Origin of the sequence: Streptomyces tardus, assembly GCF_018101125.2 — a bacterium.
Taxonomy (GTDB): Bacteria; Actinomycetota; Actinomycetes; order Streptomycetales; family Streptomycetaceae; genus Streptomyces; species Streptomyces tardus.
Genome location: NZ_JAELVF020000001.1, coordinates 3,566,305 through 3,587,361, shown reverse-complemented (window position 1 = coordinate 3,587,361; position 21,057 = coordinate 3,566,305). Strand labels below are relative to the sequence as shown.

Sequence of the window (21,057 nt, the reverse complement as noted above, 5' to 3'; positions counted from 1 at the left end):
CCAGGTGTGTTCGCCGCTACTGCTGAGGCTGCAACTTCTCCCCGTAAGTCTGGGCCTGCGTGCGCCACATGGCCGCGTACTCACCGTCCAAGTCAAGCAGGGATTCGTGGGTGCCCTCCTCGATGAGCCGTCCGCGGTCGAGCACCACGACGCGGTCAGCGCCTCGGGTTGAGCCCAGACGGTGGGTAATGAGGATGACCGTGCGTCCCGCGCCGAGTGCCCGAATGCGTTCGTACATCGCTTCCTCGGCTCGTGGGTCAAGCGCGGAAGTCGGCTCGTCGCAGATCAGCACGGGCGCATCCTTCCGGAAGAAAGCCCGTGCGCCAGCCAGACGCTGCCACTGTCCACCTGACAGGTCCCGGCCGCCCCACTGCGACGGCGCGAGGTTGGTGTCCAGCCCGTCGGCAAGCTGCTCGATCACCATCTCTGCGCCAGCGAGCCTTGCGGCTTCCAGCACAGCCTGGTCGTCGCGGTCTCCCTGTCCTAGAGTGATGTTCTCCCGAGCGGACACGGGCCAGCGGGCGATGTCCTGCGGCAGCATCGCCAATTTTGCCCATACCGATGCCGGTTCGACGGTCGCCAAGTCCACTCCGCCCCACTCAACAGTTCCCTGAGTCGGCTCGTACAGGCCGGCCAGCAGCTTGGCTAGGGTCGACTTGCCCGAGCCGTTTGCCCCCACGATCGCCAGTGTCTCGCCGCGTCGGACGGTTACGCTCACTCGGTCCAGCGCTGGCGAGGTGTGCCCGGGGTAGTGGAAGGTGACGCCCTTGGCACGGAGCACGTCCGGCTCCGCCGGGATCGTGCCGGTGAACTCCTTGGCCAGCGCCTGTCGTTCTCCGTCTGCGACGAAGTCAACCCAGTCGCCAAGGTAGAGGCCGGTCTTGTAAGTGGTGTTCATCCCGCTCACGAGCTCGGCGAGCATCATGCGGCTGGCCTGCACCGCCACCACCGCTGTACCTGCTGCCGCCAGCGGCACCCGGCCGGCGACCACCAGCGCGGCAAGCGCCGCGTATACCAGCATCGCGGCGGCGCCTGCCATCGCGTCGCCCAGGAGCTGGTAGCGGCCGGTCTCCCGACCCACCCGAGCTGCGTGCTTAGTCAGCCGCTCGGTGACCTCGGTGAATCGGCTCAGCAACCAGGGCCGCATGGTCGCGGCGCGCACGTCCAGAGCGGTCGGCCGCCCTGAGGTGTTGTAGATGAGGGTGTGACGCAGGCGACGGTCGGCCAGAGTGTGGCGCTCCGCGCGGTGTGCCGAGCGGGCAGCCTGTACGGCCGCCGCCGCGCGAGGCACCACGGCTAGGAGAAGCAGGGGAACAAGAAGGGGGTGGAGAGCGGCGAGGATACCAGCCGAAGCAAGCAGACCGATCAGGGCGGTGCTGACGACGGTGAGCGCCTCGACCATCAGGTGGGCGTCTTTCGACGCCCGGTTCGCGGCCTCGCTGCGGTCGCACCAGGCCGGGTCGTCGTACGAGGCGAGCGGGACGCTCGTCGCAGCGTGCAGATAGCGGAGTTCAGCGATAGCGTCGACGCGTGGCCCGATCCGGGCGGTGGTGGCCAGAGTGGCGGCGCCGATCAGGGAGCGGACGGCGGAGGCCACCATGATGACGATGATCGCAGGGAGTGCATCGTGCAGCCGCTCGGCGGCTGGCCCGGAGGCGAACAGCGGGCTCAACGCGCTCTTCGTGGCGTACAAGCCGATCGCAGTGACGATGCCGGTGCCAACTTGGAGCAGTGCGGTGAGTATCAGTGCGGGCCGGTCGGCCTGCCAGGCCAGACGCAGGGCCGTGGCCGACAGGGCGGGCAGACGCCGGGCCATGGTGAAGAAGGAGTCGCTTAGGGCGTTGTCATGGCGTTCGGCGCTCACCGCGTACTGCGGGAGAGCATCATCCGTGGCGGCGGGGCGGGGGCGCCGCCGCCACGGCCATAGCGCGCGGTGCATGGGCTGATCGTCGTGCGTCTTCATACCGGGCGCAACGCGTCACCCATACGAGTGGTTGTGGTGGCGAGGGGTGGCGAATTCTAGTTCGACGATTCCACCGAGAGGGCAGCCCGGTACGGCCACACCCGGTCGGCGGGTTCCTGCCCGTGCACGGCGTCGGCGGTGGCGATCCAGGCGTGCGCGCCCTGCGGTACGAACCGGGCACCCAACACCCACGTCACTCGGCGGCCAGTAAGGGCAGCGGCCAGGTAGGCGGCAAGCGACTCTTCCAGGCACGCCGCCCTGCCGGGCCACCACCCAACCGCCCCTCGTACTGCTACGCACACCGCGTCGGCCTCCTCGGGCGAGGCGGTCCGGCCCGGCAGGCGAGCCGCGAGCCGGGCGGCGTGTACGACCAGCCGGACCGGCAGACAGCGCAACAGCACTAGCGCCGTCGCCAGCCCGACGTGCCCGGCCGCGCGCACCCTCGCGCTCGGGCGGGGCTCGGAATCGACGTACCGGACCTGGGTGGTCTTCCTCGCTGGCGGGTGGAGTGCGGCGGTGAACAGGCCCTCGGCGTCCAGCCGGTAGCCCAGAGCGTTCATGTCGGCGCGCACTTGCTCCGGATCGGCACCGCGCTGTGCCCAATAGGCAACCAGCTCCTCCACCGCGTGTTCTCGTGGTGTTCCGGAAACGACTTTCCGCCATAGGTCGGCCCCCACTGGGTCGAGGAATCTCCACTTTCCGCGAGTGGTCCGCAGGTCGATCACGGCCACTCCGTCCTTGGTGTCGGTGGCACAGATCCGTGCGGCAGTCACGCTGCCACTCGGGTTTCGTGTGTCTGCTCCCACCACGCTGAGCGGTCGAGCGCCAGCAGTGCCAGCCAGAGCTCGGCTGCCACCAGACCGTGCAGTGCTGCGAGCGGGACAGTTTCCCCGCGAACGCCAGCGTCGAGCGCGCCCATTACCCGGTGACCGTCCAGGAGGCCAGCTTGTACGAGGACAGACCCGGCCAGGATTCGGCGGACTGCTGGGGCGTGTGCTCGCAGCCCGTCGTACAGGCTTGCGGTAAACGGCGTCTTCGTGCGCCGCTCCAACAGCACGTCCGGCACGAGGCCGGTGAACGCCGCCTGGGCGAGCGGTTTGAACATGCCCGGCTGCGACCGCTGCCACCCGGGTATCGCGTGGCACAGGTCGACGACACGGTTGTCCAAGAGCGGGGCGTGCACGGGCAGATCCCACAAGGTGCGCGACACCTGGTCGAAGGTCGAGTGCCCGTCACCCATTAGTTCCAACGCCAGCCGCTCGTGCAGCCGCCCCGGTGTCTCGCGCCGGTCCGCGCTGGCGGCTCGTGACCCGACCAATCCGGCCACCAGCGAGCGCCCCAATTGTGTCAGCCACGGCAGGGCGCTGCCGGTGCCGCACCACGTCAGGATGCGTGCTGCTCCTGATAGGCCGTCCGTTTGGCCTGCCGTCACCTGGTCGGCAAGTTTCTCCAGCGCGTGCGGGTAGGGGGTTGCAACCGTACGGGCGGCTTGAGCCAGCAGCTCGGTGCGCGCAGCGCGCCTGGCCCGGGCAAGTACAGTGATGCGCCGCCAGGCTGCCACCCGGTGCCCGGCTCGGAACTGGTCCAGGGGCATCGACCCGACGGCGTCCAGGACGTCATCCCCGCCCCGTCCGGTCAGGTGCAGACGCGAACCGCTCTGCACAGGCAAAGCCAGCTGCAGCCGCTTGATCTCCAGGAGGCCGAGGCTGTAGGTGGGGGTGTCGGTCAGCGGGAGAAGGCTCGGGTCGTCCAGCCCACCGAAGTGCAGCACCGTACCCGTGCCGCCTTCCAGCACCTGGTGGCGAACTCCGGGCAGTTGGGCCGCCACCTGCCGGGCGTAGTGCGCATCGTCCTCATCCTCCATCCGGGCATCGGTGTAGGTCACCGCGAGCAGTCGCGTGCGCTTGGCGGCGATGCACGCAACGGTGCTGCTGTCCATCCCGCCGGACAGGTCCGCCGAGATAAGATCGCCCGTCAGCGTCCGCCTCTGCACTGCATCGGTCACGGCGTCCCGTACGAGCGGCGCGGCCCTCTCGAACGCCATCTGACCCACAGGCAGCGGGATCGGTTCCGTGCGCACCGGCTGTCCCTCTTCTAGGACCAGGGCATGGCCGGGCCGCACGCGATGCACGCCGTGGAAGTGCGACCCACCGTCGAGTACATCCACTCCCTGCAGCATCATCTGCCCGAGCAGCACGGCCGGGTCCACCTCGTGGCCGCCGAGCGCAGCCAGTGGGGCCGCCGCTGTTCCCCACACCACCCGGCCGGCGAAGCGCATCCAGAACACCTGGACCGTCCCCGCTCGATCCCCTATAACCCGCCATGCCGGGCCGCTGCGCACCAGCACGAGAGCCACCCCTGGCAACCGTGCCGCCGCCACCCAGTCGCCTCGCGCCGCCGCTGCCGCGGCCCGTTCCAACTCCGTCACAGAGGCAGGGCAGCTACCTGCCACTACAACCGAGCCATCCCCGACGTTGCCTTGTCGGATCTCACTCGCCCCGAACTGGTTCGCCCAGACGTCAAGGCCGCTCACACCGGTTACCGCGTCCGCCCCTCTCGGCCGCCAACCCATCTCGGCCGCTGCCGTGATTCCCACGATGAACCGCATCACCGTCCTCCTTTCTGATCGTGTTCGGCGAACAGGGCGCCCAGCACGTCCGGCCGCTGGCCGTTCGTCCTGGGCGCCCCATCAGGTCAGCAGGCCCGCGGCGGGCTGCCGGATCAGCTCCAGTACTGGGTGTCATCCGCCTCGTCGTTGCCCGCGGAACCGAGCGTCACCTCCACGACGGTGCCGAGTTCGCTGACCGCGGGGGTGGAGTAGGTCTGCTCGGTCGTGTTCTCGTTCATGATCGTTCCCTTCAACTGACTGATGAGGTTCGCCGGTTGGCCCCGCCCGGATCTCGCTGGGCGGTGGTCATATTCAAGGACCGATCGGTTCTGGCCGGGAGTGCCAGAAAGGGGTGCCAATTCCTCGCGGGAGTGCCAGGTTGGGGCCAGGAAGGGTGCCACGCGTGCACCGACATTGACTGCATAGGGAAGGGCCGTTGATGGTGACACCAGACGGGGTCGGTCAATTGCTCCGTACGATCCGCGAGAAGGCCGGACGATCGCGGATCGAGCAGGCCGAACGCCTCGCTGCGGCTGGCCGCCACTGCACAGAGGAGAACGTGAAGCGGTGGGAGCTTGAGATGAGGCTGCCGTCCCCGGTGTGGTACCCGGCGATCAGTTCGGTCTACGAACTCGGGGAAGAACAGGTAAGAGCTGCCGTTGCTGCTTCCCGTTGGCACCGCAAGCAGAAGAAGGAGAGTGAGGATGTGGAGCGCAGGAAGTTCCTGGGCGGCGCCGCCGCCACCGCAGGCATCGTGGCTTTGCCCGGCATTGCCCAGGCCCGCGAGCACATCGACAGTGCACTGACCCCCACGGGTGAAGCCGACATCGCCTACTTCGAGGGCGTCTTCGAGCGGCACCGCGGCGGCTACGCCGGCCGCACTCCCGACGCCGTGCTCGGCGTGATGGAGCAGGACCTCCAAGAGCTGTCCGCTGCGTTGCGCCGCACGAGGCGCGCAGGGGAACGGGGGGACTTAGTCCGTGCCGCTGCCGGCATCACTGGGCTCGTTGCGATCATCCAGCACGATCGCGGTGACCGAGCTGACTCGCACCGCTGGTTCACCATCGCCGAGAAAGTCGCGCGCGAAGCCGCCGACCGCCGCACCCTTTCCTGGGTCTTGGCCCGTCGCGCCATGGTGCCTCTCAACTACGGCGCACCTCGCCAGGCCGCTGAGTATGCGCACGCTGCCCGCCGGGCCGCAGGCCGCACTCCGACCGGAGCCGCCGCTCTGGCTAGCGCGGTGCACGCCCGCGCCCTCGCAGCCCTCAACGACGTCGATGGCGCACGCAAAGCCATCGCCAGCACTGAATCCCTGCTCCAGAAGATCGACGGCGACGAGACCGCCGATACCTGGTTTGGGTACCCCGGCCAGAAGCACCATGTCCACCTTTCCCAGGCGTACACCCTCCTCGGCGACACGAAAGCCGCCTACCACAACCAGGATGCCGCCATCGCACTCACCCGCTCCCCGTCAGTGATGACTCGTGCGCTCCTAGCCCTGGACACCGCCACCTGCCTACAAATCGACGGCGACCACCGCGAGGCGGCCAACATGGCAGCAGAGGCATGGGATCGCCTTCCCGTCGAGCATCGCAGCGGGTTGGTGCGCGCCCGCGCGACCGCGCTCCTCGACCGTCTAGACGAAACTGCCCAGGCACACCTCAGGATCGCTTTGACACCGTAATCGCGTCTGCATGACTACGACACCGTCCCCCAGCCGGGGATGTGCAAGAGTCGCCACGCGGTTCTGTCGACCGAGCCGTTGACGGCAGCAGCCGCTGAGCGCTATCCACTTGACGTCGCAACGGCACAGGCTGACGCACGTGTGACAGCTCGCTGGACACTTTGGAAGCCGTCGTTACGAAGCCCCAGGCCAGGCGAGGCACCCGACCAGCCCGCCACCAACATTGCAGCCGTGTGGTTGCGCAGCGGCAACCGCTCAAGTGGTCGTTCGGTTGGCGAGCAGTGACTCAAGTGCCGCAGCGGTCGCCGCAGGATCGGTCGTGTGGTGGATCGTGCGGATTCCCAACGCTTCGGCGGGCGGCAAGTTCTTCACGTGATCATCGACGAACACGCACTCTTCAGCGCGCAAGTCGAGCTTCTCCAGCGCGCGTTGATAGATCAGCGGTGCTGGCTTTCGAACCCCCTCGCGCTCAGAGAGGATGTAGGCGTCGAACCGATCCTCACCCATTCCGAGCGCTTCATACGGGTTGTAGGGCCGCAGACCGAAGCTGTTACTGAGGAGGGCGACCTTGACGCCAGCTTCCCGGGCACGCTGGGCTGCATCGACGATCAGGCCCTCCGGGCGCAGGGCGGCAAGTGCTCTGCCCATCAGGTTCGTGGGGTCTATGCCCAGCAGCCGACCGATAGTCACGTTCCAGTCGTCCTGAGTCGCTTCTCCCACCTCAAGGGCGGCATAGACTTCCACGCCTTCCGGATGCTCGTCGAGGGCGTGGAAGTACGCACCTGGCGGCAGGCCCTCAGACCTCTCGAACGCCTCGCCGTTCGTGCGCATGCGTGTCGTGAGGACACCACCGAAGTCGAGGATCAAACCGTTGTACGGGGCGGCAGGCAATGCAGCCTCCTTGCATATCTGAAGGTGCCCACGAGCGCCGCAAGCGCCGTGCTGGAGGAGAGGGCCCAGCGGTCCTCCGGCGATACGCGTCCAGTATCCCCCCACAAAGTACCGAACTGCGCCTACGCTCTCAGTGGAGTGCCCCGTCCACGATCGCGAAGGGTCAACCCATGGCGCACGGTGAGCTGTTCAGCGTCGGTCAGCGAGTCAAGTGGCTCCGGGAGCGCCGAGGCATGTCGCAGAAGACCCTCGGCGACTTCGTTGGGAGGACGGAGAACTGGGTTTACAAGATCGAACACGGCCGCATGCCAGTCGATCGGCTTCCCGTACTGATCGCGCTGTGCCGCGCTTTGAAGTGCAGCATGGAGGACTTGACCAGTGGGTACGTTTCTGGCGTGACGATCGGAGAGTCCGAGCACGAGCACGTGCCGGCTATCCGCCAGGCGCTGTCACTGCCAACTTCGATCCTGCCCGTACAGGTTGAGGGCGTCAGCGCGGAGGACTTCGGGCTCGGCGTTGCTGACGCCTGGACGATCTACGAGACGCAGGCGCACGCTCGATATCGAGATGTGGGTGAGCGGTTGCCCACCCTGCTTCGCCAAGGCCATGCTGCTCTGCGGGACTCCAACCCCGCGGACGAGCCCGCGGTACTGCGGCAACTCATCAGCCTGTACAGCTTGCACCAAATTTGGCTCCGCCGAGTTGGCGAACCGACGCTCGCGCGGATTGCCGCCGACCGCGGGCTGGCTCTGGCGGACAACGCGGAAGATCCGGCCCTGCTGGCAGCTGCCGCTTGGAGCCTTTCGTGTGTGCTGACCTCATCGGGCGACGTCGCAGACAGCTACGAGCTGGTCCGTCAGACCATCCATCAGTGCAGGCCGGACGAGGCTGCTTCCGCCGAGCACTGGTCGGCCTTCGGCGCGCTGCATCTGCAGGGAGCGGTAGCTGCGGTCCGCGCCAACAAGGCGCCCATGGGCTGGGATCTCTATCGAGGTGCGCAGGAAGCTGCGGTGCAGGTCGGATCAGACCTTAACGCTTGGCATACCTGCTTCGGACCCACAAACGTGGCGATGCACGAGGTACATCTCATGGCGGAGGAGGGGGACCCGAGCGAAGCCCTCCGCGTAGCAGACACGATTCAGGTCAATCCAGAACTGCCCTTGGAGCGGCGTACGCGGTACCTGATCGAGGTGATGAACCTCAACCGGATCCAGCGCGACGACTACGCGACCGTACACATCCTGGGGAAGCTGATGAAGCAATCGCCCGAAGAGATCATGTTCTCCCCGCTGGTCAGGGAGGCCGTGGCAGAACTCCTGAAGCGAGAGAAGCCGCTGTGGAGGGACGACCTTCGAGCGGTCGCGAGGCACATCGGGCTTGCCGCCTAGTCACCGGTCAATCCCTGAGCGTTACTCAGCCCTGATTTTTCCTCAGGGCTAGGTACCTCAAGTAGCCCTACGTTCATGAGCTATGACCACACGTCACTCGGGTCCTGAACGTCAACCGCTCTCGCTGTCGTCACGCAAGCACCACCTCCGACTCGTGAAGCCGGCCGTCGTCGGACGCACGGAGGCTGGACGGTTCACAGTCCCTCTGGTTCTGCAGCCGGGGGCTGCGGCAGAGGGACCGCTCCCGCTCGTTCTGACAGCGGATGAAGCCCTTGCGCTCCGCGACCAACTGAGTGCCCACCTCGCCTCCGCCCCTCATCGGAGTGAAGCATGAGGCGGCGTTGCGCGCCCTTTGGCTGGATGACCGTCGTGACACACGACCAGGGGCGTACCGGGATCGAACGCCACCGAACTCAATCTCGCTTCGAGATCGGTAGAGAGCGGTGACCTCCACACTGCCGCTGACGTGGGTTCCTCCTGCAGAGCAGGAACAGCTGCAGCTGGGATTCCCCCTCGGCCGGCGTTCCGTAGATGCACCTCGCGTCGGTGAGGTTCGGAGGCTTGCCACTGAGTGGGCTGCTGCGCGCCAGATCGCCTCTGACCTTGTGGACGATCTCGCCCTCGTACTCTCCGAACTGGTCTCCAACGCGATCCTGCACAGCGGTGGACAGAGCATCGTCGTTGAACTCGTACGACGTGATGGGTACATCCGAGTAGGGGTCTTCGACGGTACCGAGAAACGTCCATGTCTCCGTCCTCCCGCAAGCGACTCGGAGAACGGCCGAGGGCTCTACCTCGTCGAGTGGATCGCCAGGGACCGCGGGGGCGGATGGGGCGTAAGCCCTGACGGCATGACCACTTGGTGCTGTCTTCCCCTAGCTGTTGGGGCACTCGTGCCCGGCGAGCAAGCCTTCTGCCCCCAACTCCCAGGAGCCCAGAGGTGACACCTCTGGCAGGGAGCAGGGGGCCGAACTTCTCGGCATCAGAAGCCACCCAGGGCCCTGTGTTTCCTCGTGCCCAGCCAACACTCCCACTCGCCTGCTGCCGCTGTATGTAAGCGTTCAGCAGGAACGGCGGGAGCTACCCCACCGTGGGTCCTCAATTTTAGGAAGAACGCATGCTCGATTGGACTTCAGCTGCACTGTCCGCAGGGTTGGTATCCGCGCCGTGGGCGGCGTTAGTCGTGCAGAGGCGGTGGGCTTCTGAGCGTCGGGTCGCCGCTGCGCAAACAGCAGTTGACGAGTACCGCGGCGAGGCCGAGCGAAGCCGCCATGGGCACGAGGAGTTGAGGCAGTCACACGAGGGGCTGATGCGGTCCTACGGGGAGTTGGGTCGGTCACACGAGGAGTTGCAGTTCCTCTACGGGGCGGTGCAGGAGGAGGCGCGTCACTTCGCGCAGGTGCGGCTGCCAGCCCTTGTTGATGTCGTGGCGCGGGGGTATCCGGGTGCGGAGGTGCCGGGGTTGCGGCACCCGCAGGTGCGCGGTACTGCGGTTCAACAGAGTTACGACGAGGTCGAGGCGCAGCTGCGTGAAGCGGTCAGTGTCGTTCGGGGGTCGATTGGGCGGGCGTCGCGCGCTGGGGTGCGGGCCACTGCCGAGGATGCGCAGATGTATCTGGCGCGGTGTCAGGTATCGATCTTTACGGCGCATGACGCTCCGGATTCTGAGCTTCGGCAGTGGCTGATGGACTTCGATCACCTGGTCACGCGGGCTTTGCACGTGCAGCAGCGGCTGCGGATTCTGGCCGGGTCGTGGCCAGGGGTGCAGCGGGCCGACTGTCCGGTGCGGATGGTGATCGAGAGCGCGCAGGGTCGTATCGACGGCTTCCAGCGGGTGCGGTACACCTATCTGCCGTCCACGGGTGAGGTGTTCGTGGAGGGTCGGGTGGCGGAGGCGCTGACGGTCGCGCTGGCCGAGCTGCTGGCGAACTCGATCGCGTGGTCGGCTGAGCACATCGACGTCACGGTGCAGGAGGTGCAGACCGGGCTGCGGATCGTCGTAGAGGACTACGGCATCGGGCTGACTGCCCAGCAGCGGGTCGAGGCCGAGCAGCTTCTGTCGCAGTCCACGGTCATCGACACGACGAACCTCACCGAGCGTCTGGGATTCTCGGTGATCGGGCGGCTCGTGCACGAGTACGGCTTCGGCGTGGATGTGAGTGCGCCGTCGTCCGGGGGTGGGGTGCGGGCCGCGGTGATGGTGCCGGCCCGGATGCTCCGTTCGGCTCCCGCCCCGCCGGATCCGCTGCCAGAGCGCCGGCCCCTCCCCGGAGCGGCCCCGAGGGAACACGCCGATGGGCCTTCGGGTCCGGTGTCGGCGCCGATGACTACGGCGCAGGGGCTGCCCAAGCGCAGGCGGCAGCAACCGACTTCCGCACCGCAGGCCGCGCCGAAGCCGGTCACCGATGCGTTGGACGCGCACGCGATCGTGGCCGGCCTCCAGGGCCTGGGCCACGCGATCCACACCAACTTCCCCGCAGACGAAGGAGATTCCCATGAACGTTGAACACGGTGAGCACAGCGCTGACACGGCCGACCCCACCTTCGCGCTGAACGCGTTGTGCGAGGACGAGGCGGTGCTCGCCGCTCTGCTGTACTCCAGCGACGGGTTGGTCCGGGCGTACTCCGAGGGCCTGTCCCGTGAGACAGCCGAGCGTATGGCGGCGGTCTTCGCCGGGCTCCAGGCCACCGCGCACAACCTCGCCGAGTTCTGCGGCCTGCCCGAGGGGGAGCTGCCGTGGCGGTACGACGTCCGTGACCACGGTGACCACACGATCTTGGTGGTCGCCGCGGGCGAGCGCACCGGCATAGCGGTGGCGGTCGGAGCGCCGACTACCAGTCCCCAGGTGGCGATCGCCACCGAAGCCACGTTGAAGACCATTCGAGGGCTTCGGCACGCGCTGCGTGTGAAGGAGCGGGAGAGCGGCCGGTCATGAGCCGGGGCCGCCAGCGCACCGGGATGGTGCGGTCCTACACCCCGACAGGGGGTGTAGCCCGCCCCACCCGGCGGACGCTGGATGACGCGACGCTCCTGATGGTGGATGAGGAGAAGGAGTTGCGGGGCCTGGAGCCGGAGCCGTATCGGGTGATGGAGCTGTGCCGGCCGGGCCGGCTCTCCCTCGCTGAAGTGAGCTACCACCTCCACCTTCCCCGGACCGTCACGACCGTGATCGTCGCGCACTTGGTCGACAGCGGCCACCTGATCGCCCGCGCCCCCGTACCCGCCGCGTCGGTGCACGACACGGCTCTGCTGGAAAGGATCTTGGATGGGCTCCACGCTCTCTGACCGCGACTACGTACCGGATCGGGTGTCCCAGTCGGTCAAGATCGTCGTGCTGGGCAGCTTCGGAGTCGGGAAGACGACGTACGTCCGCGCGGTCTCGGAGATCCGCTCGATGCACACCGAAGAGGCGATGACCCAGGCCGGCGAGGCGATCGACGACCTGTCCGGTGTGCGGGACAAGACCACCACCACGGTGACGATGGACTTCGGCCGCCTCACGCTGACCACCGATCTCGTGCTGTATCTGTTCGGCGCCCCCGGCCAAGACCGGTTCCTGCCGATGGTCACTCAGCTCATGGACGGAGCCTTGGGCGCTCTCGTCCTAGTCGACACTCGGCGCCTGGACCAGTCGTTCACCTCGATCGACCTGGTGGAGCGAGCGGGCCTGCCCTACGCCATCGCCGTCAACACCTTCCCCGACGCGCCCACTTACGCCGACACCGAGATCCGCGACAGCCTGACCATGGAGAACTCCACTCCCCTGGTGCGGATCGACGCGCGCGTGCGCGACTCCGCGAAACGGGCACTGATCGCGTTGATCAGCAACATGCTCGGCCGCCCCCACCTGGAGACCGCCCCGTGAACACCTCGCCTGCCGCGCCCCGTTGCCCTGCCCTGCACGGGGCGAGCTTCGCCCACCGCCCCCAGGACGCGTACGACGCGCTGCGCGCCGCCGGCCCGGCAGCCTGGGCGGAGATCGCCCCCGGCGTCCACGCGCTCGTCGTCACCGGCCACCGCGCCGCCCTCGACGTGCTCACCGACACCGAGACCTACAGCAAGGACGCCCGCCGCTGGCGCGCGCTCGCCGAAGGGCATGTTCCGCCGGACAGCCCGGTGTTGGGAATCATGGGCTGGCTGCCCAGCCTGCTCTACGCGGACGGTGCCGACCACGCGCGGCTGCGAACGGCGATGGAGGACTGCCTTGCCCGGATCGACCCGCACCACCTCGCGGAAGTCACGCGGTCCCGGGCGCTGAGCCTGATCCAAGCCGTCGCGCCCGCCGGCGAGGCCGACCTGATGGCCGCCTACTGCGACAGCCTCCCGGTCTTGGTGTTCGCCGAACTTCTCGGCTGCACACCCGCGTTGACCGGGCGGATGGTCCGCGCCTGCCAGGGCATCATCAACGCCGGGCCCGAAGCCGGGCAGGCCGCCGCGGACTTCGCCGGTATCCTCGCCGAGCTGATCCAGGCCCGCAGAGCTCAGCCGGGGCGGGACGTCACCTCCTGGATGCTGTCCCACCCGCAGAACCTCACCGACGACGAGGTGCTGTACCAGCTGTATTGCCTGGTCGGAGCCGGAACGATCCCCACAACTGCGTGGATCGCCTCCACGCTGCGGCTGCTCCTGACCGACGACGAATACACCTCCCGCCTGACCGGCGGCGGCATCACCGTACGACGCGCCATGGAACAGGTCCTGTGGAGGCGGTCTCCGCTGGGCACCTTCGCCACCCACTACGCCCGGCACCCCACGCTGCTGCACGGTGTCCCGGTCCCTGCCGATGTGCCGGTGATGGTCAGCCACGCAGCGACCGGCACCGACCCCTCCCTCTCTGCAGGGCTGGGCACCGAGTGCCGCGCGCACCTGGCCTGGTCGGCCGGCCCGCACCAGTGCCCGGCTCGCAGCCACGCCTCGGTGATCGCCCAGACCGCCATCGAGGTGGTGCTCGACCGGCTCTGGAACGTCGACCTCATCGAACACGACATTCCCAACCGGCACGGCCCGTTCCACCAGTGCCCGGAACGGCTGCCCGTGCGCTTCGACAGATCTGACAGCGCCCGCTACACCTACCGCTCTTCACCCGCTGGAGGCACCGCGTGAACACCCCGATACTTCTCGACACCACCGGCCGTCGTCTCTATACCCAGGCCGACCAGCTCCGCGCCGCCGGCCCCGCCGTCCGCGTGGAGATGCCGATGGGCCTGGTCGGGTGGTCCGTCACCCGTGGCGACGTGGCCCGCCGCCTCCTCACCGACCGCCGCGTCTCCAAGGACGCCCGCCGCAGCTGGCCCGGCTACCAGCCCGGCCGCTACCCATGGCTGGCCGCCTGGGTCGACGTCACCTCCATGCTCACGAGCGACGGCGCCGACCACACCCGCCTCCGCAGCTTCATCGGACGGGCCTTCAGCCGCGACCGGATCAACGCCCTGCGCCCCCGGATCGAGACCATCGTCGCCGACCTCCTCAACGCTCTCGACCACGACACCAACCGCGTGGTGGACCTGCGGTCCGCGTTCTCCTACCCGATCCCCACCCGCGTGATCTGCGACTTGGTCGGCGTACCGGACGAGCAACGCCCCGCGATGCTGAAGGTGATCGACGCCGTCCTGGACACCAGCGCCACTCCCGAGCAGCAGGCACAGACCGCCGACGGCATGTACGCAGCGATGACAACTCTCATCGACACCAAACGGGCTGAACTCGGCGAGGACCTGACCAGTGTGCTGCTGTCCGCCCAAGCAGAGGACGGCGACCAGCTCAGCGAAGACGAACTCGTCAGCACACTGATCTTGATGATCGGCGCCGGATCCGAAACCGCCGTGTCCCTCATCAACCACTCGGTGGCCAGCCTGCTGACTCACCTCGACCAGCTCAACACCGTTCAGCGGCACGGCCGGTGGGATGACGTGATCGACGAAGCACTCCGCCTCCACCCGCCGATCATGCACCTCCCGCTGCGCTACGCCACCGAGGACATCGATCTCGGCGACGGCACCGTCATCCGCAGAGGGGACCTCATCCTCATCAGCTACGGGGCTCACGGCCGTGACCCCAGCGTCCACCGCGACCCCGACCACTTCGACATCGACCGCGCGAACACCGACAACCTGGCGTTCGGCCACGGCATTCACTACTGCCTCGGCGCTCCTCTCGCGCGCCTTGAAGCACGGATCGCCCTGCAACAGCTCTTCGCACGCTTCCCGGGCCTCGAACTCGCCTCCGACCCCGGCGAGTTGGAACGCCGGCCCAGCTTCATAGGCAACGACTTCCACGAGCTTCCTGTCCGCCTCCAGCGAGCCCGCCCGGCCAACTAACACCCCGAGCGAGCCGGCACCGGCCGCCTGACCGCTCACCTGCCCGTTCACCACCGGAGACCCCATGTGCCAGCACACACCGCCGTGTCCGAGCGCGACCGCACCCGACCGGGACGCAGCTCACCTCCTCGCCCATGTCCCAGAACAGGGCTGGAGCCTGCTCTGTAACGAAGTTCTGCACTTCGAGGACACAGGCGGCCTTCTCCCCAGCGGGGCCGTCATCGCCCCTCGCCGCCCCTCCCTCAGCTCTTGAGCAGGTCCTCAATGCTCGGCGACGCCTTCGAAACAAGCTACGTACCCCTACAGACAGCGCTGCGAGCCGCGGGAGTCGGCGGGCTGTCCGTGGACTACCAGCGCCAGAACTCAACCCCGCTGATCATGTCCATCGAGAAAGTGACCGGCGCCGACTCGCTCAACCTCACGGCGATCCTGCGCACTGCGCTCTCCGCGGACAACCCGGCGTCCGTCCCGAGACCGGCACCCCCACAAAATCGGCGCATCGGGATGATGACGCACGAGCAGACCGTGGGCGCGCACGAGGACCTGGCCTACGCACTGGCCCAGGCGCAACTCCACGGGCTCACTCTCGAAACACAGCAAACGGTCTGGCACGGCCAGGTCGTGCACATCCGGAACCTGCGCGAGGGCCAAGCACGCGACCTAGCCACGCTTCTCGTCGGCGGTCTTGCCGACCACTACGCGGCAGCCTCCGATCTCCACGCAGCGCTGCACCACCGCGGGTTGAACGCCGACGAAATCATGCCCGCCATCGCCGTACGTGACCTGCGCATCCCGCTGGGCGAAATCACCCTCCCCACGGCAATGGCCCTCGGCACAGCACTGGGCGCCACCCCCTACCTGACCAGGGTCGACTTGGACGACTACCACGTGGGCACCGCGCTCTATCACCGGCTCACCAGCGCCATCCAAGCCGTTGACCCCGGGCTCGTAGACATGCTCCACCACCCGACCTGCGGCAAATGCCTCCACATCGCCACGGTCGAACTGAACTCGCTCACCCTCCCCGCCGCCACCGCGCTGACGGACGCACTACGCCAAGGCCAGCCGTGACAACCACCAGCCACACCCCGACCCAACTCCTCGAACCCGCGCCCCCGCACCCCCAGACCGCCAGACAACTCCTGCAAGCCGCAGCCCGCGCCGCCGAGCACCGGAACACCCTGATGCTCTCGCAGTACACACTCGCGGAGGACGGAGCGGCACGGGCCAGCCGGCACGCCGACTACGCCGCCGCAGCAGCACTGCGCCTCGCAATCGGTGCGCTCGGCCGCTGGCCTGACCGCACGCTGGTCGGGCCAGCAGCCGCGCGCGCCGCGACCCAAATAGCAGTGCGCTCCGACCACTTGCCCGGCCTCCAGGCCACCGCTCTGCGACTGCTCCTCACTGCCACCCAGACCGGGACGGCGCCCACCGCCCACTGGGCGAGGCTGGCCGACCGGTGCGCAGTGGGCGCTGGGTCCCCGCAGGACCATGGCACGCAATACCTCCTCGACGGCACTGGGTTACACCTCCTGCCCGTCACCGACCCGGCCGACGAGCTGGACGCGCGAAGAGCCGAAGTCGGGCTGCCTCCCGCCAGCTGCGCCGAGGCCGCCTTACTCCAGGCCTTCCCCCCGCCGGCACCCCAACCTCCGCGAGCGTGACATGAGCAGCACTTCACACCCCGCCGACCCAGAAGTAGACGCGCAGGCCGCCTACGATCTCGCAACCGCCGTTCTGTCAGGGGCGCACCTTGACGCCCACGCCGCCGGCATCGACCTCATCGACCACGCCGAGCGCCTCGTCGAGCACCTCTCCCGGGCACACGTCCGCACTCGGCCACGGACCGTGGTGGAGGTGTGCGACCGCTACACCGTGGACGAGGCCCGGCGCAGGCTCGCCGACCCGCTGCCTCCGAAGTCCGACACCGCCACCGCGCACGTTGCGCAGAAACACGCACGCCTCGTCCAAGCCCTCGCACGCGCCGCCATCCGGGCCGAGACGCATCCGTGAACAGACCCACCCGGCCAGCGCACGACCACTACAGAGGAGAAAGCACCGTGCCACGCACCACCACCCAAAAACTAGCCGAGCTTTCCAACTTGGAGCCATCGGCCGCCGAAATCGCATGCGAGGAAATCGCAAAAGAATTCATTGAAAGTGGACACGAGCCAGATCTGACTCTGCACACCGCTGACTACCAGGAGAGCCACGCACTGGTGTGCGCAGACAGGTACTGGAGGATGCGCATCGAAAAAGCCCCCACCTGCCACACGGCCCGCCTGTGCGCGCAATGGCTACACACACACGCCGACAATCTCTCCCCTGCACAGGTAGCCACCATCGAAGAAAAATGGAGCCTGGGGTACGGATTTATCTCAAGCGCCACCGTAGAGACACCGGAAGAAACCTGCTGTGCACCGAGTGAGGGTTATTTCTCGCCACGGGAGCACTTTTTTGCAGTGCTTTACCATGCGGGGAAACTGCGGGCGAATTACAACTTCCCCGCCCTCTCCGCGCACCTGGAACGGTATAGGTCAGGTCGCACGAAAGACGAATACTGTGACCGCCCAATCATCTTTGCCCTGCTCGCATTCGCCGCACTCGGACAAGACTCAGACCCATATCCAGGACTAGCCATACTGCGCACAGCCTGGGAGAACCGCACGACGCACACCACAGCGGACGTCTGCCTCAACGCACTCGGGGCGGCACGACCATTTCCCGAGCAGGGACACCTCCTTCGCGCCTACGCTAAAGAAGCCGTTACCAAACTTTCGGACGACACGGCGTACTACTGGCTCGCATCCGGCGGCTTCTTCACACACGACTACGCCGGCGCACTCGACGCCATCAACAAATCGCTAGCCCTACTTCCCGCACGAGGATCCAGGGGAAGCCATGCGCTCATGCGCGAACAGCGACTCCTTCTCCGCCAGCGCATCACTCAAGAAATGAGAAGAAACTGGCAGTAGCAAGCAAATAATGAGCGGGAGTTTACCGTGATGGCGTGAAATGAACGGCAGTAATGGTCATCACGAGAGGAGATCGCAACGCTCAGGCATAGGCGCCCATCGACTAGCCACCGCCACATCCAGGTAGCGCCCCCTCTACCAATCCCATTAACCCTAATCCCAGGAGGAATTAACCCCGATCAACACTGACCTGACGAACGTCTAAGAATATCCTTATCCGTGGACCTCACGATTCCTCTCGCCCGAAGGTGATAATGACCGGCGAATCACTATCAGATTGGGCGTCGCGTCGCGACGCGCAGAAAGGCGCCCTGCGGGCATCTCGCCTCGACTTGAGCGACGGCACCAAGGGTGCGCATGTTGCCCCGGACACGCCACGCATTATCCACCAGTGGAGCGGATACAGCTGGGAGGTGCATGGCGTCGTATCCTCACTCGCAGATGCACACCATATTCTTTATCCCCGCGCCCAAGAACCGCCTCCCCGTCCAACGGTGCAGCCGCTGCAGGCCAGGGGTCGCCATCGAAAACCCCAACTTGAATGAAACACGGCCCCAGCGCCCTGGTGGTCGATCCCCCGCGTAGTCGTTGGCTCCACACCCGGATAAGGCCAGGTGCGGAGCCAACGACTACGTGACGCGAGCCGCACCCGAAAGAGCCTATCGTCGCACCTTCAGGGAATGCTTAACGAGGGCCTGTGAAAACGAATAGTGACAACCATTTCACGGCTCTTCGGAGTGATCATACATAAAATCAGCACCATACCGCTCAGCCATCCGCATAAGATCAAAGAGAATCGCCTCAATAGCAACCTCAGAAACCAAAGTCCAATATTCTTCGGAGTCGACAGGAACTTCACCACTCCTGCTCTTCACGTCAGCCTTGATTGCGTCCTTCACTCTGGACTCATGTGCAATACCAAAGCACCACTGAATGGTAGCCGGATCAGGAACCCACTCTGCCCCGGTTGACTGCATCTGCATATGGCTACCCTTCCAGTACCCATCGACAGGCACGGGTCGCACGAAGAAAACATTGCACTACTCCGCGCGACCCGATCGACGCTAACTATCGAGCAGTAACATACACGTGCTTGGTGCGGTCACTGCCGATGTTACTGCAGCACGGGGTCATGATCTGCCCTTCAGACATCCCCATGTACGTTCCCGACTTACGCACCTTGGCGCCGTTCGCAAGCGGCGTGTAGTAGGTCTTGATGACGCCCCCCTTTACGTTCTGCGTCTGACTGGAAGTTGCGACGATCTCAGGAGGACCTTGTACCGGCTTACCCGGGGAGCCGCCTGCCACATACCCAAGCCTCCCCTTCACAAAGACTTGAGCATCTTTGTCGCACAGTATGCGCGTCTTGAAGATCACACTCCCCGCACCGGAAGACCAATGTGGGCTATTGATCTCCAAACCACAGACGGTCACTCCAGTTGGACTTGCTGCAGTGATCTTCACTGCCGAAGCACCGAGACTCTCAGTTACGGAATCAGCCCGACTTTCCGGGGCCGTAACCGCGACAAACGCGAGAGAACACAAGACGCCAACTAGTCCTTTACCTGCCCGGCTCTGACTTTTGGTGTACATCACTACACCAATCCCCTCCCCTGGTCACTGCTACCTACTTCGTGTTCCTTCCGGACACAACGATTACCCATCACCGAAATACGATCAAGCCCTCATCGTTCTTTTCAGACATTCGGAATACTGGATTCAGTCGGTTCGTCTTCAACAGGCGAGCAACCAAAGCTGGAGTCCACCACCTCCACCACCCTTCCAGGAAGAGCCCGAGGCACCGCGCGGTCATCCGCCGCATCGCGAAGCCCAGGCGGTGTGCACGCGCCCACTTACGCTCAGCACTTGGCTGTTCAAGGGCCTGTCCGCAGATACTTATCAGCGCCCTGTCGGCAAGGACAGACCGACCGCCTCCTTGAGGAGGCACTCCCGCGCGACCCGACTCTCTGCATGGCCCCTCGTAGCCAGGGCTATGCAGACAGAGACTCCAAGGCAGATGTCCAATATCTTTCGCTGAGTCCGATCAGCGTCTGGCGAGCTAAACCGACCAGGCCAACTCGGACTACAGGTCTGTCAAGCTCTCGGCCGGGGCCAGCGCGATGACTGGGCTGCAGTAGACGGCCGTCATAGCCTGGGGCGCCAACCCGGATGTCTTGGACGAGATCCAGGGCACGAAGAGCTGCGCGTAGATAGTGACGCTGACGTCGTCGGCGGGTTCGCGGCGAGAGCCATCACCGCCAGATCGCCGTTACCTGCTCGAGGTTGAGGTGCCGGGCTGGACGGAATGGGCCTCGTCCGCGACGACGAGGTCGGCGGGGCGGGCTCCCTGGCGGCGGTGCTAGACGATGGACATCAAGTCCTCCTCGGCGAAGCGGCCCGCGTTCGCCGCCAGCCCGAGGAAGATGTCGACGTCCGCGGTGCCGGCCAGGGCGGCGAGTTCGACTGCAGCGGCCATCTTGACCCGGATCCGGGTGGTGCCGGCGACGCCCGCCTCGATCAGCCAGGGCTTCGCGCCGGGCCGAGTTCGAGGAAGGCTCTCTCCGCGTCGCTGGTCGGCCTCGGCTTGGGCTGGCGCGGTGAACCGTCCATCTCCTGCGGGTGGTTGGGTACTGGGCCAGATCGACGACTGGTCGGCCGGGCAGAGATAGTGGATGCCGGGCGACTTCCGTCAGGCCCGCCGCTCCCTGCGTCCGCTCCGGCCGGTGGGCGAGGCGGGACAGGTCGACCACGACGACGAGTTCCTCGCCGTCCGCGCGAACCCATGCCTCCTGGCCGACCAGGCCGGGCGGCGTCGAGTAACGGACCGATCCGTTTTGGGCTGTCTTATCCCGCAACACCTGCCGTGGTTTGCCGAGCGCGAGGGTGTGCGGGCGTCGGGCAGTGGGTTCAGCCGGGTCTTCGCGATGTCCAGCGCGGACGCCGGAGCCCTTCCGGTGCGGTCCCAGACCGGGATCACCACCCGATAGCGCGGCGAGGCCAGCGAGGCGCAGGACAACAACGTCTCGCGTTCATCTCCGCCGCCTGGACCAGGGACTTTCGGGCCCCAGCCTTAGCCGAATTGCAATCACAGGCCGGCTCGGTGATCACGGCCAATACGTTCGCCGGTGGCCAGTCTTCCAGTGTTCCTTCGCCACCGCCACCGCCCGCGCGGGAACCATGCCCCCTCGCATGCCAACTATTGGTTCCCCCGCCGAATCGTTCTTCAGGTC

At 66.5% G+C, this 21,057-nt stretch carries 21 protein-coding genes; 15 read left to right on the top strand and 6 right to left on the bottom strand.

Annotation, left to right across the window (positions count from 1 at the left end; all coding sequences use genetic code 11):
- Window positions 1-16 precede the first annotated feature (16 nt).
- The 4 genes from JGS22_RS15330 to JGS22_RS15315 all read right to left on the bottom strand — a co-directional run bounded on the left by JGS22_RS15330 (window position 17) and on the right by JGS22_RS15315 (window position 4,810).
- The gene (locus JGS22_RS15330) at window positions 17-1,963 is read right to left on the bottom strand and encodes an ABC transporter ATP-binding protein (protein WP_211040283.1); all 1,947 of its coding nucleotides are present in this window, start codon (window positions 1,961-1,963) and stop codon (window positions 17-19) included.
- Window positions 1,964-2,019: 56 nt separating this feature from the next.
- Window positions 2,020-2,736, bottom strand: coding sequence for a lasso peptide biosynthesis B2 protein (locus JGS22_RS15325; protein ID WP_211040282.1), 717 nt, complete (start codon window positions 2,734-2,736; stop codon window positions 2,020-2,022).
- A complete protein-coding gene (locus JGS22_RS15320; RefSeq protein WP_211040281.1) occupies window positions 2,733-4,571 on the bottom strand; it encodes an asparagine synthase-related protein in 1,839 nt (612 codons plus the stop codon). The genes JGS22_RS15325 and JGS22_RS15320 overlap by 4 nt, the downstream gene beginning before the upstream one ends.
- 113 nt (window positions 4,572-4,684) lie before the next feature.
- Window positions 4,685-4,810, bottom strand: a complete 126-nt coding sequence (locus tag JGS22_RS15315) for a lasso RiPP family leader peptide-containing protein (protein ID WP_211040280.1) — start codon at window positions 4,808-4,810, stop codon at window positions 4,685-4,687.
- Between the two features lie 200 nt (window positions 4,811-5,010).
- On the opposite strand from JGS22_RS15315, the gene JGS22_RS15310 reads away from it, so the two are divergent.
- Window positions 5,011-6,255 (top strand): NsdA family TPR-like regulatory protein, encoded by a 1,245-nt coding sequence (locus JGS22_RS15310; RefSeq protein WP_211040279.1) that lies wholly within the window; start codon window positions 5,011-5,013, stop codon window positions 6,253-6,255.
- Window positions 6,256-6,510: 255 nt separating this feature from the next.
- Here JGS22_RS15310 and JGS22_RS15305 read toward each other — a convergent pair whose 3' ends face one another.
- Entirely contained in the window at window positions 6,511-7,146 is a 636-nt protein-coding gene (locus JGS22_RS15305) for an HAD family hydrolase (protein WP_236073162.1), read from the bottom strand.
- Window positions 7,147-7,316: 170 nt separating this feature from the next.
- Here JGS22_RS15305 and JGS22_RS15300 point away from each other — a divergent pair, with 170 nt between their 5' ends.
- The 14 genes from JGS22_RS15300 (at window position 7,317) to JGS22_RS26350 (ending at window position 18,372) form a co-directional block, all read left to right on the top strand.
- The gene (locus JGS22_RS15300; RefSeq protein WP_211040278.1) at window positions 7,317-8,534 is read left to right on the top strand and encodes a helix-turn-helix domain-containing protein; all 1,218 of its coding nucleotides are present in this window, start codon (window positions 7,317-7,319) and stop codon (window positions 8,532-8,534) included.
- 443 nt (window positions 8,535-8,977) lie between these two features.
- Complete coding sequence (locus tag JGS22_RS15295) at window positions 8,978-9,478, top strand: ATP-binding protein (RefSeq protein WP_308405686.1); 501 nt, start codon at window positions 8,978-8,980, stop codon at window positions 9,476-9,478.
- Window positions 9,479-9,882: 404 nt separating this feature from the next.
- Window positions 9,883-11,040 carry an ATP-binding protein gene (locus tag JGS22_RS15290; RefSeq protein WP_211040277.1) on the top strand — a complete coding sequence of 386 codons (1,158 nt, stop codon included), beginning with the start codon at window positions 9,883-9,885 and terminating at the stop codon, window positions 11,038-11,040.
- Window positions 11,030-11,470 carry a roadblock/LC7 domain-containing protein gene (locus JGS22_RS15285; protein ID WP_211040276.1) on the top strand — a complete coding sequence of 147 codons (441 nt, stop codon included), beginning with the start codon at window positions 11,030-11,032 and terminating at the stop codon, window positions 11,468-11,470. Before JGS22_RS15290 ends, JGS22_RS15285 begins: the two co-directional genes overlap by 11 nt.
- Window positions 11,467-11,820 (top strand): DUF742 domain-containing protein, encoded by a 354-nt coding sequence (locus tag JGS22_RS15280; protein ID WP_236073160.1) that lies wholly within the window; start codon window positions 11,467-11,469, stop codon window positions 11,818-11,820. Before JGS22_RS15285 ends, JGS22_RS15280 begins: the two co-directional genes overlap by 4 nt.
- Window positions 11,801-12,400, top strand: coding sequence for a GTP-binding protein (locus tag JGS22_RS15275; protein WP_211040275.1), 600 nt, complete (start codon window positions 11,801-11,803; stop codon window positions 12,398-12,400). Before JGS22_RS15280 ends, JGS22_RS15275 begins: the two co-directional genes overlap by 20 nt.
- Window positions 12,397-13,638: a cytochrome P450 family protein gene (locus JGS22_RS15270; RefSeq protein WP_211040274.1), complete on the top strand. Its 1,242-nt coding sequence runs from the start codon at window positions 12,397-12,399 to the stop codon at window positions 13,636-13,638. The genes JGS22_RS15275 and JGS22_RS15270 overlap by 4 nt, the downstream gene beginning before the upstream one ends.
- On the top strand, window positions 13,635-14,852 hold the full coding sequence (locus JGS22_RS15265; protein ID WP_308405685.1) for a cytochrome P450 family protein: 1,218 nt from the start codon (window positions 13,635-13,637) through the stop codon (window positions 14,850-14,852). Before JGS22_RS15270 ends, JGS22_RS15265 begins: the two co-directional genes overlap by 4 nt.
- A 64-nt stretch (window positions 14,853-14,916) precedes the next feature.
- Window positions 14,917-15,105, top strand: coding sequence for a DUF5999 family protein (locus JGS22_RS26355; RefSeq protein ID WP_236073159.1), 189 nt, complete (start codon window positions 14,917-14,919; stop codon window positions 15,103-15,105).
- Window positions 15,102-15,923 carry a hypothetical protein gene (locus tag JGS22_RS15260; protein WP_211040273.1) on the top strand — a complete coding sequence of 274 codons (822 nt, stop codon included), beginning with the start codon at window positions 15,102-15,104 and terminating at the stop codon, window positions 15,921-15,923. The genes JGS22_RS26355 and JGS22_RS15260 overlap by 4 nt, the downstream gene beginning before the upstream one ends.
- Window positions 15,920-16,516, top strand: a complete 597-nt coding sequence (locus JGS22_RS15255; RefSeq protein WP_211040272.1) for a DUF6624 domain-containing protein — start codon at window positions 15,920-15,922, stop codon at window positions 16,514-16,516. Before JGS22_RS15260 ends, JGS22_RS15255 begins: the two co-directional genes overlap by 4 nt.
- A gap of 1 nt (window position 16,517) precedes the next feature.
- Complete coding sequence (locus JGS22_RS15250) at window positions 16,518-16,865, top strand: hypothetical protein (protein ID WP_211040271.1); 348 nt, start codon at window positions 16,518-16,520, stop codon at window positions 16,863-16,865.
- 47 nt (window positions 16,866-16,912) lie between these two features.
- Window positions 16,913-17,827, top strand: a complete 915-nt coding sequence (locus JGS22_RS15245; protein WP_211040270.1) for a hypothetical protein — start codon at window positions 16,913-16,915, stop codon at window positions 17,825-17,827.
- 254 nt (window positions 17,828-18,081) lie between these two features.
- On the top strand, window positions 18,082-18,372 hold the full coding sequence (locus JGS22_RS26350) for a DUF6087 family protein (RefSeq protein ID WP_236073158.1): 291 nt from the start codon (window positions 18,082-18,084) through the stop codon (window positions 18,370-18,372).
- 177 nt (window positions 18,373-18,549) lie between these two features.
- Here JGS22_RS26350 and JGS22_RS15240 read toward each other — a convergent pair whose 3' ends face one another.
- Window positions 18,550-18,810: a hypothetical protein gene (locus tag JGS22_RS15240; protein ID WP_211040269.1), complete on the bottom strand. Its 261-nt coding sequence runs from the start codon at window positions 18,808-18,810 to the stop codon at window positions 18,550-18,552.
- Window positions 18,811-21,057 lie beyond the last annotated feature (2,247 nt).